9 protein-coding genes and 2 pseudogenes are annotated in these 12,083 nt (G+C 70.8%); 3 read left to right on the forward strand and 8 right to left on the reverse strand.

Annotation, left to right across the window (positions count from 1 at the left end):
- Positions 1-159: 159 nt before the first annotated feature.
- The 7 genes and pseudogenes from ACH4KB_RS12055 to ACH4KB_RS12085 form a co-directional block, all read right to left on the reverse strand.
- Positions 160-861, reverse strand: a complete 702-nt coding sequence (locus ACH4KB_RS12055; protein ID WP_398065852.1) for a maleylpyruvate isomerase family mycothiol-dependent enzyme — start codon at positions 859-861, stop codon at positions 160-162.
- Positions 858-1,892, reverse strand: coding sequence for an SDR family NAD(P)-dependent oxidoreductase (locus ACH4KB_RS12060; RefSeq protein WP_398065853.1), 1,035 nt, complete (start codon positions 1,890-1,892; stop codon positions 858-860). The genes ACH4KB_RS12055 and ACH4KB_RS12060 overlap by 4 nt, the downstream gene beginning before the upstream one ends.
- 204 nt (positions 1,893-2,096) lie before the next feature.
- Entirely contained in the window at positions 2,097-3,407 is a 1,311-nt protein-coding gene (locus ACH4KB_RS12065) for an ABC1 kinase family protein (RefSeq protein WP_398065854.1), read from the reverse strand.
- Between the two features lie 91 nt (positions 3,408-3,498).
- On the reverse strand, positions 3,499-4,272 hold the full coding sequence (locus tag ACH4KB_RS12070; protein WP_398066062.1) for a TIGR03084 family metal-binding protein: 774 nt from the start codon (positions 4,270-4,272) through the stop codon (positions 3,499-3,501).
- A 5-nt stretch (positions 4,273-4,277) separates the two neighbouring features.
- Positions 4,278-5,222 (reverse strand): MerR family transcriptional regulator, encoded by a 945-nt coding sequence (locus ACH4KB_RS12075; protein ID WP_398065855.1) that lies wholly within the window; start codon positions 5,220-5,222, stop codon positions 4,278-4,280.
- A 276-nt stretch (positions 5,223-5,498) separates the two neighbouring features.
- Positions 5,499-5,861: pseudogene (locus ACH4KB_RS12080) on the reverse strand (transposase); the annotation flags it as partial.
- Between the two features lie 433 nt (positions 5,862-6,294).
- Positions 6,295-6,659 (reverse strand): annotated as a pseudogene (locus ACH4KB_RS12085) (transposase family protein); the annotation flags it as partial.
- A gap of 128 nt (positions 6,660-6,787) precedes the next feature.
- Between ACH4KB_RS12085 and ACH4KB_RS12090 the strand changes: the two are divergent.
- The gene (locus ACH4KB_RS12090) at positions 6,788-7,279 is read left to right on the forward strand and encodes an SMI1/KNR4 family protein (RefSeq protein WP_398065856.1); all 492 of its coding nucleotides are present in this window, start codon (positions 6,788-6,790) and stop codon (positions 7,277-7,279) included.
- A 145-nt stretch (positions 7,280-7,424) separates the two neighbouring features.
- Here the strand turns inward: ACH4KB_RS12090 and ACH4KB_RS12095 are convergent, their stop codons facing one another.
- The gene (locus tag ACH4KB_RS12095; RefSeq protein WP_398065857.1) at positions 7,425-8,426 is read right to left on the reverse strand and encodes a hypothetical protein; all 1,002 of its coding nucleotides are present in this window, start codon (positions 8,424-8,426) and stop codon (positions 7,425-7,427) included.
- Here ACH4KB_RS12095 and ACH4KB_RS12100 point away from each other — a divergent pair.
- On the forward strand, positions 8,420-9,622 hold the full coding sequence (locus ACH4KB_RS12100) for a CapA family protein (RefSeq protein ID WP_398065858.1): 1,203 nt from the start codon (positions 8,420-8,422) through the stop codon (positions 9,620-9,622). The two genes, ACH4KB_RS12095 and ACH4KB_RS12100, sit on opposite strands and share 7 nt — an antisense overlap.
- Before the next feature lie 208 nt (positions 9,623-9,830).
- Positions 9,831-12,083 carry a HAMP domain-containing protein gene (locus ACH4KB_RS12105; protein WP_398066063.1) on the forward strand — a complete coding sequence of 751 codons (2,253 nt, stop codon included), beginning with the start codon at positions 9,831-9,833 and terminating at the stop codon, positions 12,081-12,083.

The raw sequence follows: 12,083 nt of genomic DNA on the forward strand, positions 1-12,083 counted from the left end.
ACCCCCCCCCCCCCCCCCCCCCCCCCGCCGGCGCCCCCCCCCCCCCCCGGGCGGGGGGGGGGGGGGCCGCCGGGGGGGGGGGGGGGGGCCCCCCGCCCCCCCCCCCCCCCCGGCCCCGGCCGGTGCGGTCCTGCCGTGGCCCTCGCGGGGCCCGGTGGATCAGAACCCGTGGACCGGCTCCACCTCGTTCGCGGGCGGCGCGAACGGCCCCCAGACGAAGGCCGGCATCCAGGTCACCGACGGGTCCCCGGACCAGCGCAGGTCCTCGATCTGGTGCCGCGTGCGGCGGCCGGTCAGCGACCGGAACACGTCGAAGGCCGGGCCGTGGACCGTGGCGACGGGCTCCCCCTCTCCCACCACCCAGTTCCGCTCCGGGGTGTCGATCCGCAGCGCCGGCAGGTTCTCGCCGTGCAACGCCAGGCCGAAGCCCATGGTGGCCAGATCCAGCGCGCCGGGGAACGCCGGATGGCCGGACGGCGCGACCGTCTCGCCCAGACCGACGCGCAGGTCCATCTCGTGCGAGAACACGTCGAGCAACAGGATGCGCCGCCGCAGTTCGGGGGTGCGGTCCAGTGCCTCGCGCAACTCGCTGTCCAGGACGTCCCACCGGTCCAGCAGGCCGGGCAGGTCAACGCCCTCCGACGGGCGCAGATCTATCTGGTTGTCCTCCAGGGCGACGAACGACTCGCATATGTGGACCAGGTGCCCGATCAGGTCGCGCACGGTCCAGTCGGGGCACGCGGGCACACCGGCGGCGGCCGTGTCCGGCGTCCGGGTGACCAGACCGGTGATGTTTCTCCTGGTCCGCCGGTAGGCGTGGTACTGCTCGGCCGGATCGTGTCCGGTCCCCGCCGCCGTCATGACCCGCTCCGCTCGCCCGCGGTACCGGCCTGGCGCCGCGTCAGCAGGCCGGCCCGCCGGAGCCAGTGAGCGGTGTCGGCCATCGTCGTCGCGACGGGCCGCGCTGTGAGGACGTCGGCCGTAGCGGCCCGGGCCACCGGCACCGCGTGCACGCAGGTGTAGGCGGCGCCGAACTCGGCGGGTATGTGCCACGGCCACCACCGCTGGACCTCATCGGCGACCCGAGCGGCGGGAAGCATGGCCCGCCCCGGCAGCCGCAGAGTCGTGAGCCTGCGGCCGGTCGCCGCGCGGAGCTCCGTCAGGTAGTCGGCCGTCGTCACGTACCGGTTGGGCCCGAAGACCCGTACCGGCTTGTCCGGCGGCGGGCCGAGGGTCAGTTCCCCGAGTACCGCGGCGGTGTCACGCACGTCGCCCAGCGGGAAGCCGCCGGTGGGCCACAGCGGCATCAGGCCGCGCAGCGCATCGCGCAGCCGACCGGTCTGGTCACCGAGCCTCGGGTCGTCCGGGCCCAGCAGCGCCGGGGGGTAGACGATGTGGACCGGCGCCCCGTCGTCCTGGTGCCGCCGGGCGAGCGTCTCGCAGGCCGCCTTGCTCGCCAGGTAGGGCTCGTCGGGCTCCCCCACCGGGCTTTCGGCGCGCAGTTCGGATTCGGTGGTGGGAATCAGCGCGCCAACGGTCGAGACGTACAGCACCATGCCGGTCCCGGCCCGGACCGCCGCCTTCAGGACCGCTTCGGTGCCCGCCACATTGGTGCGGGTGATGTCGTCACGGCGCCGGCGGTCGAAGGAATAGACCGATCCCAGGTGGAGCACGGCGTCGGCGCCGCGTACCGCGCGGGCCGCCGCCGCCTCGTCGGCGACGTCGCCGGTGACGGCTTCCACCGTGTCCGGGTCGATGCCGAGCGGACCGAGCGCGGGCGCCAGCCGTGACGGGTCGCGCACCAGCAGCCGGATCCGTGCTCCACCGGCCGCTAGGGCGGCGACCGTGTGCGAGCCGAGGAAGCCGGTGCCTCCTGTCACACAGACCAACATGTCGTTCCTCCTTTTCCGTCCCCTGCTCGACGTGCCGCTTCGCCCGCCGGCGCGGCCGGCCCGCAGGCGTGCACAGTCGGTCCGGCAGGAGCTGTCGGGTGATGTCCGCCATGCGGCGGATCGTGCCGTCCGGCCCGGGCCACACGAGGGCGCGTACGGGCGACCGCTGACCGTGCGGGGGGGGCGGCGGGGCCGGCACGGATCTCAGGCGGCCCACCCGCCGGAGGGGCCGTTCTCGCGGCGCTCGGAGTCCGCTTGGACGTCCTTGGCGAAGGAGGCCATGAGTACGGGAACCGCCTCGGCCTGGAAGTCGACCTCGGAGTCGAACTCCTTGATCATTCCTTCCAGCACCAGCAGCGACAGCAGCGGAAAGGCGAACTCGGCAGCGGCGAAGACGCCGTAATCCTTCTGGAGCTTGAACAGCCGCGGAGCGAACGCCCCGAGGTCGAAGTCCTTCGACAGCGCCCCGGCCACCTCGTCCACCAGCTCCGTCACCGCGCTGCGGAAGCCGTCCCGGTCCATGTCCGCGGGGAGCCGCGCGGCGCTGTCGAGCACGATGTCCGCACACTTCGGGCCGTTGCCCTGGGCCATGTTGAGGAAGAAGCCGGCGAAGGAGCGCCGCACCGCGTCGGGCAGCTGCACCACGAAGCCGGCGTCCAGCACCACGACCCGTCCCTCACCGTCCAGGCATAGGTTGCCCGGATGCAGGTCGCAGTGCACCACGCCGTCCACGAAGAGCATCCGGTAGACCGCCCGGAGCACGTCTCGGACCACCTCCTGGCGGCGGGCCATCGACATGCCGTGGGGCCTGAACCGGCCGATGTCCGGGACGAACTCCATGGTGAGCACCGTCGGTCCGCACAGTCCCTCGACGGGCGCGGGGATGCGCAGTTCGGTGTGGTCGGAGAGGTTCCCGCGCAGCGCGAGCAGGGAATCGTGTTCGGCGGTGAAGTCGAGCTGGCGCAGGACGGCGCCGCCGAGCTGTCCGATCATCTCCTCGGCGGGCAGGTCCCGCATGCTCGGCAGCAGCCGGCCGGCCCGCGCGCCGAGCAGGGCCAGCCGCAGATCGGCCTCCAGCACCGGGCGGATGCCGTACCGCTGCACCTTGACGGCGACCTCGGTGCCGTCGGCGAGCCGTGCGCGGTGCACACTGGCGATACTGCCGCAGGCCACCGGCTCCCAGTCGAACTCGGCGAAGGCATCAGAGAATCCGGCCTCGGCGAGGGTGCGTGCCACCGCCGCCCGTCTCGGCTGCCGCACCTCGTCGGCCAGTTCGCCCAACGCGTCGCACCAGCGTTCGGGGACCAGGTCACGGCGCGTGCTGAGCAGTTGCCCGGCCTTGACGAAGAACGGCCCCAGCGCGGTCAGGAGCCGGGGAGCGCGGTGCGCCAGCCTGGCCCGGCCGCCGCGGGTCATCGCGTGCGGCACTGCGGCGATCAGATGTCCGGTGACGATCAGGACGGTGGCACAGGCGCGCTTCGGCAGCAGCCACCAGCTGGTCCGTTGTTCTCGCACGGCAACCCCAGATCCCTCGTGTCGGGCGGACCGAAGAAGGCCCGCCAGCTAAGAAAGCAGCCCCCGGGCCGTGAGCTGTACGTCAAGTTGCTCACTGCGGTGCCCGGCCCGTGCCAGGCGGTCCGACGTAGGACTGTGCGATGTCCAGCCAGTGGCCGGCCTCCGTCCCGACCCCTGTCAGCGCGAGGTCGTCGCGGTGTCTGCGCCGGGTGACGAGCAGGCAGAAGTCCTGGGCCGGGCCGGCGATCCGCTGCCCGGCCTCCGGCGGGCCGAAGGCCCACAACTCCCCGGACGGGGCCGTCAGCTCGAAACGGAACGGTTCGGCCGGAGGCCGCAGACCCCGGGCTCGGTAGGCCAGGTCCCGGGTGCGGGTCCCGAGGAAGACGATGTGGCCGATCCGGTCGGTGAGCACGCGCGGACGCCCGAGGGCGTCGCGGATGTCCTGGCCGTGCGCGAACAGCTCCGTCAGCGCGACCGCAGCGAGCACACTGGCCGACAGCGGCCCGGCCGGCCACGGCACCGGGTCATGGCGCTCCAGTGCGTACAGCCCCTTCTCGGCGGCAGCCCGTTCCTCGGCCCAGCGACGCAGTAGACGGGGGACCGGCTCCGCGACGTACTCGGCGAGCCCGGCATCCATCCCGGACTGGAAGTCCTCCCGGACCTGCGCGGTCTCGGCCGCGAAGGCTTCCTCGTCGCTCACCGCGAGCCGTACCAGACGGGAGACGTACGCCAGGTGAGCCACCTGGTGACGGACCGTCCAGGAGGCGGCGGGGGTCTCCGCCGCCCATTCCTCGGGACTCAGTCCTGACACGAGATCACCGAGTTCGGTGCCCTCCACAGCCAGATCGGCGTACACGTCCTGCATCGCGGTCACGTGGCCATTCCTTTCGACGCGCCGAAGAACGCAGCGGGCGAACCGCGTCCATCCTCCGGGCGCGGGCGGACCGCCGCTTCTTCGCACGTGCTCTCCGCGCCACCTTCGACGCCCTGGAAGTGACGGACTGATTTGTCCTCCACGGCGAGGCGCCGCAGCGCGAGCAGCACCGGTTCCAGCAGGAGAATCACCAGCACGGCGCGTTCGGCGGCCTCCCCGGGCCCCCAGTCGCCGTTCAGCTGCTCGATGTCCAGCTCCGATGCGCGGTCCGCCAATCGCGCGTACGGCAGCAGCGTCCGCCAGTCGATCCCCGTACCCAGCTCCGACAGGGCGTGCAGAATCTCGCCGAGACTCCGGGCGGCGGCGGTACCGGTGTCGACGTCCCAGCCCATCTCGGTAATCAGCCTCCGCGCGCCGGCGACGCCCGGAGCCTTCGCCCGCTCGTGGTCCCCGTCCGGCGACTCTGGCCCGGCGTCGATCGGCGTTCCGAGGATCCGGTGCGCATCCGGCTGCCGCGCCATGGTGCCGAGAACCCTCTTGGCCGCCACGACCGACAGCCGGCGCACACCTATCAGCGCCCTAATCAACCGCAGTCGGTGAAGGTGCGCCTCGCCGTACTCGGCGCGGGTCGCGGTGACACGCCTGCCCGGGGACAGCAGCCCTTCCCGGAGGTAGTACTTGATCGTCGCGGCCGGCACCCCGCTGAGGCTGCTGAGTTCCGCCAACGTCATGGGGGCCCCGCCGATCTGCCGCGATGCCGCCGGAGCGCCGGGTCCCGTCCTCACGTACAGACTCCCCCGGCTGCCGCCGGGCTCCTCGGCGAGGTGGTGCGGGCGTGATGGCGTGGGCGGCTGCCGCCGCTCGTCGTCCGGACCGGGCGGCGGTCCGGTGCCCTCACCCTCGGCCACCGGATCCGCGCATGCCTGAAGTGGTTTCGTCAAAGGGGGTCCCTCCTCGGAGAACGCGTGCCTGACCAGGCCGGTCGACGCGGCGGAACGAGTCTCTCGCCGGACCCGGCGATCTGTCTTCTCGTCCGTTGCTCGGTGCGGATCATCTCCACATCGGTGCGGAACCGACCGGCAGTCACGAAGGAGCGCGCTCTCCGGGGCACGGACGGCTGAGGCGCCCTGCGTTTCTCGGACAGCGACTTCGAGGGATTCCTATGCTGGGACCTGCAACTGTTCTGTCAAACGAGCGGTGTAGCCAGGTGGTTGGGGTTACTGGCGGGCTGCGGAGAGCCGGCCGTCGAAGGTGATGTCGAAGGCGTTCAGGGCGGTCTTCCAGCGCATGGTCCAGCGGGCCTGGCCGTTGCCGGTGGGGTCCAGGGCCATGATGGCCGTGTAGACGCACTTCAAGGCGGAGGTCTCGTTCGGGAAGTGCCCACGGGCCTTGACCGCCCGCCGGATCCTGGCGCTCACGGACTCGATCGCGTTCGTGGTGCAGAAGATGCGGCGGATCTCGGTGTCGAAGCGGAGGAACGGGGTGAACTCCTCCCACGCGTTCTCCCGGAGCCGGACAATCGCCGGGTACTTCTTGCCCCAGGCATCGGCGAACTCGGCGAACCGCTCGGGCGCGGCCTCTTCGGCTCACTCTCCAGGCGCACCCCGCATCGCTCGGCGGCCTGGTCGAGCAGGGCGGTGCCGGCCAGAGCCCAGCCGTGGACGGGTGGCGGCCTCGACGGAGGCACTCGGGACCGTGCGGCCCCGGAGCGTTTCCCGCAGGAACTGACGCAGGAGGTGAGCGAGACAGCAGCAGGGCGGGCAGGCCGGTGAGAGCGAGCTGGACGGCGGTCTGCGGTGAGCAAACTCTTTGGCAGGCCACCGCGTTCCCTGGTCTCTTCCGCGACATCTGACGGGCGGGGTGTTGTGCCCCTCGGGGGCACGGGGCGATGCCCCTGGCCGGCCACGTGCGATGGCGTCACCGACAGACCGACGGATCAAGGCAAGGACACGAGACGCCGGTCAGTCAGCCCAAGGGACAGATCTGTCGGTGACGCCATGAACCATCATCAATGTCCGCCCAGCACTTCAGACCAGCAGCGGCGAGGGCGCCGATGATTCCGTGGGTGCGGGCGGCGGCCAGGTCGTGGGTTGCTCCGGGCAGCGCGGGCGAAGCCCACAACAGACGCCCGAAGGGGTCGGTCAGGACCTGGACGTTCATGCTTCATGGCCTCGGCCAGGGGTCGGCGCGAGGGCGGCAAGTACCTTGACGGCCTCGCGTATGTAGCGGAACACGGTCGCGACTCCGATGCCGAACTCTGCGGCGAGCTGGGCGTACGTATCGCCGCACCGCAGGTGGGCCAGGACCAGCAGTGCCTGGCGGCCCGTCGGCAGACGGCACCACCGCGTCCCGATCTCTTGCCGCCGGGCCGGAATGACCGCGTACGGGCCTCAGGGCAGTATCGTGAACAGCTTCTCGCGTACGGCGATCAACTCCGGAACCGGAATCGGCTCGAAATGCCAGAAGGGACATATCGGTGGTAACGCTTTCAGAGATCATAGCTCTGTTGGGCGAGCCCCGGTTCAACTGGCCGGATCCAGCACCATGGATCGAACTGGAGCGGGACATCGGTGCCGAGTTCCCGGCAGACTTTCGCGAGATCGTGAACGCCTACGGTTCGATCGAGATCAATGGACAGCTGTATCTCAAGCACCCCGCCAGCCATCTACTGCACGACCTCGGGAGATTCATCAGGGAGTATGTCGAGCTCTGGCGCGATGAGGACATGGCAGAATTCCTGCCCAGTCCGGTAGGGGCGAACCCCGGCGAGCTGATCCCGGTGGCGACGGCAACAACAGGGGAAGCGGTATTCCTTCGCGTTCCCGATAGCTCTTCGCCGTCCTGGCGCGTCGTCGTCCAGGAGTTCGACAGTCCGGCCTGGACTCTTTACGAGATGACGTTCAGCGAATGGCTGCTGGATTACCTCAAGGGGCAGGACGTGACGTTGTGCTCTCGCGACCGCGCGCCTGAAGGCCCGTCCTGGGAATTCCTTCCCTGAAAACGAACGCGGCGGCATCTGCTGTTTTGACGAAAGGAGATGCCACCGCGTTCCGTAGCTTCGCATCGAACGCTTCGGGCGACCCTTTCCGCTGATGGCGGGCGATCGACGGCAATGCGGTCGAGTCGCGCATGCGTCCAGCAGCTCACCCCCGGGACGGACTGCTGATTTTCCACGCCGTGACCAGCCCGGCGAGGGCGTCGGCGGCCTCCTCGGTGTCACGGCCTCCTTCCGCGCGGGCGTGCCGGGCCAGTTCGACGTGGACGAAGCCGGCGTGTTCGCGCTGCGCCGAGCGGCCCTGGACGTTGTTCCTGCCCTCCAGCGGGCAGCGTGCCTCCCAGGCCCGGCAGACCCGCAGCCCGTCGTCGTCCATGCGGTCGGCCAAGGCGACCACCTCGGCGGACGCGGTCTCGACGGCGCCGGTGGAGACGACGGCGTCGTAGGGGCGGTCGGAGGAGTCGGTGAAGCCGTGCAGTTGGACGCCGGGCACCCCGCGCTTCTGCAACTCCACGACGACCGCATGGAAGGCGCTGTCCTCGCGGTGGGCGACATCGGCCGCGTCGCCTTCGCCGGCCCGACGGTGCGCGCCGGCAAGGACGAGGGCGCCGCCGGGATTCTGCTCCAGGAGCCGGATGCCGAGGGCCTCCGTGTCGCGGTCGGCGACGGGGTGCGGGACCTGGACGTTCCAGCGGACGGTGGAGTCGGCGTTCAGATACAGGCGGCCCCAGCCGGTGCTCTCGCCGGTGCCGGTGGCGGCGATCTCGTCGTAGCGGCGGCCCGTGTCGGTGTCGGTGAGGCGGGTGATGCCGAGGCCGAGCGGGGCAAGCTGCCCTTCCGCTCTCCGGGTATCGCCCGACAACAGGCTCCCGACAGCCTTCGCGAGCCGCGCACGCTGTGCCCGGCCGGGCGGGGTGTAGGAGGAGTCGGCCTGGAACTTCGCCGTGTACCCGAGGATGCGGCTGCGCACGTCGACCAGCTCCCGGGCGCGCGGAACGGGGTCCTCCGGGGTCGGGGACGTATCGGCCTGGCAAGCGACCAGGGTCAGGAGCAAACCCGCTGGTAGGCAACCGCGCAGAAAGCGTGACCATCCCGTGACGGCGATTGCATGGTCGCTTTTGAGGTTCATGCAAGTATGGATCGGTGACATTCCGTAAGTCTCTCGGTATAGGTCGTTCACTGGCGGTCCTGGCGGTAACCGTTGGCCTGACCGTCTCGTGTGGTTCCGAGGCCGCGCCGCCCCAGGCCAAGGCCGCCGGCCGCAGTTTCACCGTTGCCGCGGCCGGCGACGTCCTCATCCACCCGGAACTCGTGGATCAGGCCGCCAAGGATGCCAAGAAGAGCGGGCAAGGACAGGCCGGACTGGACTTCGGGCCGCTGCTCGCCGGGGTGAAGCCCGTGATCAGCAAGGCCGACCTTTCGATCTGCCACATGGAGACGCCCGTCGGGAAGCCCGGTGGGCCGTTTCAGGGGTACCCGGAGTTCCTGGTTCCGCCGCAGATCCTGACCGCCCTGAAGGACGTGGGGTACGACACCTGCTCGACGGCCTCCAATCACACCTTCGATCACGGACTCAAAGCGGTGCGGCGCACGCTGAACGCCATGGACGAGGTCGGCCTCGGGCACAGCGGGTCGGCGCGGACCCCGGAGGAAGCAGAGCAGATCGACATCCGTGACGTCAACGGCGTCAAGGTCGCCCACCTCTCGTACTCCTGGGAGTCCTTCCTCAACCCCACGCCCGAGAAGCAGCGCTGGGCCTTCAACCGGTCCAGTACGGACGAGGTCAAGAAGGCTGAGAAGCTGGCCCGCGACAAGGGTGCCGAGGTGGTGCTCCTCTCCCTGCACTGGGGGCTGGAACATTACAACGAGCCGAGCGTCCCCCAGTTGGACATGGGCCGGCGGATCACCGAGGAGACCGGGATCGACCTGGTGATCGGGCACCACGCCCACGTCGTGCAGCCGATCCAGAAGGTCAACGGCACCTGGATCGCGTACGGCCTCGGCAATCAGGTGGCCCGGCACTCCTCGCCGACCGGTCTCACCGAGGAGGGGGCCATCGGCTGGTTCGAGTTCCGTGAGACCGACGACGGCTGGGACGTCTCCGCCCGCTACCGCACCACGCAGATGGACATCCCGCCCGAGATCGAGGCCGGGGAGAAGGCGCCCGAGGGTGCGGTCGAGGACCTCAGACTGGTGGACGTCCAGCAGGCGCTGGAGGACCCCGAAGGGCTTTCCGACGACCGAATCGCACGTTACCGGCTGGCCGAGGACCGCACACGCGGCTTCCTCTACAACCGTGGCGCGCCAGGCGGTGACGGCCTGAAGCGGCTGTCACTGGAGAAGTGACCAGGCCCACACACCTCCGCATGCCGACGGACACAACCTTGGCGCCGTTTATCAGTCTCTGCTGTGACGGCGTCTCAAAGCCACGCGACAGCGGTGCTTCCTCCGGGCACTGAGCACCCGCAGCGACCAAGGAAGAAGACCGGTGACATCGACTCCTGCCGCGCCCCTCGTGCCGAGAGGCAGGCGGCGCAGCCGCAGACGCGCGGACATGCCGCTGCTGGGCGGCATCCGGCCCCCGATCGCGCTGCTGTGCGTCCTGCTCCTCGCCCTTGCCGGCCTCACGGCCAAGGTGCTGGGCCCGGACACCGAGCCGGTCGCGTCGAAGGCGGTGCTCTCCTCCCAGGAGTACTTCGCCCAGGACGGCGCCATCGCCCTGCGCGCCTCGATCGACGAGCGGGTCACCGACCTCGAACGCACCGCCACCGCACTGACCGCGGGCGGTCCGGCAGATCCCGAGCGCGTGCTGTCGGACCTGAGCAAGGCGTACCAGAAGTGGACCGGCACGACAGTGCTGGACCTGGGGAGCGGCAAGGTGCTCGCCGCTCGTGGAGAGCGCATCCCGCTCGCCTGGCTGGACGAGGACGTCCTCACCGGTGACAAGGCGCTCACCCCGCGCATGGTGCGGCTGGAGACCGGCGACGTGCGCCTGATGACGATGGCCGTGCTGGACGGGAAAGAAGGGGCGCAGCAACTGCTGATCGCCTCCAACAGCCTCTCGGTGCCCTCCATCAACCTGGGCCCGTTCCGCAGCATGGCCGTCGTCGCGCAGGGTGGCGAGATCCTCGCCACCGCCGGCTTCGAGCAGTCCGAGGCGCTCAACTCGGACGCGGAGCGCAAGGAACTCACCTTCCTGCAGAAGCAGATGACCCGGCTGTCCGACCGAGCCGCCAAGGAGACCGAGCAGAACCCCATCAGCGCCCGGGAGCCCGGGTCCCGCGGCTACCCCGGCGTCAGCGGGACCCTGCTGGGCGAGGACTACAACGGCCGCGTAGCCACCGCGGGATACGCCTCCCTCGCCGCCTCGGACCCGGAGGACGGGGAGAGCGTCGCCGCCGGCCTCGGCCTCACGGTCGTCGCCATGCTTCCCGTGGTCCAGCAGCAGACCGTCACCGAGGACGGACGGCAGCTCTTCGGCCTGCTCGCGGCGGGCGCCCTGGTCCTGCTGGGGCTCCTCGCGGTCGCCGTGCTGTGGATGACCGTGCAGCGTCCGCTGCTCGGGCTGTTCCTGGAATCCCGCCGGCTCGCCCGCGGCGACCTGATCCGCCCTGTCACGGTGCCCCGCTGGGGGGAGGCCGCCCGCATCGGCGCCGCCCTTGAGCGCACCCGCTGCCAGCTCGGCGTGAGCGCCCCGGACGGTGGCGCCGACGCCCGCCCGGCCCGCAAGTTCCGGGGCGGTGCTCGTGGGCCGCTGGTGCTGACGGCGGTGCTCCTGCTGCTGTGGTGCATCCCCGTCGGATTCCTGCTCAACCGCACGGACGGGACCGTCAGCATCCCCGCCGTCATGGTCAACGACCAGCGCGACCGTACCGACCTGGTCGCCGACCGGGCCCGCCGGGCGCTGAACGAGGCCCAGGCGGACCTCGTCTCCATCTCACGTCTGATCGACATCGAGAACCCCGCCGCCACCGAGGCGGTACTGAAGGACGCCCTGCGCGAGCACACCCGCTACCAGGCGCTGTACGTCGTGGGTGAGGGCGGCGGCGTCATCGCCCGGGCCGGCGACGACCCCCACGACTGGAGCGCGGAGAAGGACCTGTCACTGGTCCGTGTCTCCGGCAGGGGCGAGAAGAAGCCCGTCGTCCAGGCCGGGACGCCCGTGCCGGAGCACAAGGGCATGGTCCTCGTCGGCGAGGTGCGGGTGGAGTTCCTCAACTCGCTGCTGAAGCGGCCCGGCCTCGGCGAGGTCCGGATCGTGAACGCCGACGCGCGGACGCTCGCCGCCAGCGACGGTTTCCTCGCCTTCGAGGGGCTGCCGAACGATACGCTGCCCGACCTGGTGCGCGCCGCCAATGTGCAGGTGGGTGCCGGGCCCGTGGAGAACGGCCTGCTCATCCGGGACGGTGGCGCCGTCACCGTGGCCGCGGCGGCGCCGTTCACCGGTGGCGGCGTCGCGTCCGACCTCGGCTGGACCATCGTGAGCTGGCAGGACGCCGGCCACTTCCAGATCACCGCCTACGAGCGCGAGGACCGCAGTGTGCTCGCCAGTCTGCTCGGCATCGCCCTGATCGTTGTCTGCCTGGGCTGGATCCACCTCGTCGTCGTACGGCCCCTGCGGGCCCTGGCGGCCGGTGCCGAGAAGCTCGCCGCGGGCGACCTGAAGACCGTGCACTACCCCCGCTACCAGGACGAGGTCGGCGCTGTCGTGCGGAGCCTCGAACTGATCCGCCAGCAGTTGCAGGCCCGCCGGCAGGACCAGGTGCGCCGGCCCGCCGAGTCCCGGCCCGGCGCCGGAGGAAGGTGA

The organism is Streptomyces sp. NPDC017520, assembly GCF_044329855.1.
Taxonomy (GTDB): domain Bacteria; phylum Actinomycetota; class Actinomycetes; order Streptomycetales; family Streptomycetaceae; genus Streptomyces.

Excerpts from the sequence above, each read along its gene's own strand:
- ACH4KB_RS12070 (WP_398066062.1), bottom strand. The coding sequence starts at position 4,272 with ATGCAGGACGTGTACGCCGATCTGGCTGTGGAGGGCACCGAACTCGGT.
- ACH4KB_RS12060 (WP_398065853.1), bottom strand. The coding sequence starts at position 1,892 with ATGTTGGTCTGTGTGACAGGAGGCACCGGCTTCCTCGGCTCGCACACG.
- ACH4KB_RS12055 (WP_398065852.1), bottom strand. The coding sequence starts at position 861 with ATGACGGCGGCGGGGACCGGACACGATCCGGCCGAGCAGTACCACGCC.
- ACH4KB_RS12095 (WP_398065857.1), bottom strand. The coding sequence starts at position 8,426 with ATGTCACCGATCCATACTTGCATGAACCTCAAAAGCGACCATGCAATC.
- ACH4KB_RS12105 (WP_398066063.1), top strand. The coding sequence starts at position 9,831 with ATGCCGCTGCTGGGCGGCATCCGGCCCCCGATCGCGCTGCTGTGCGTC.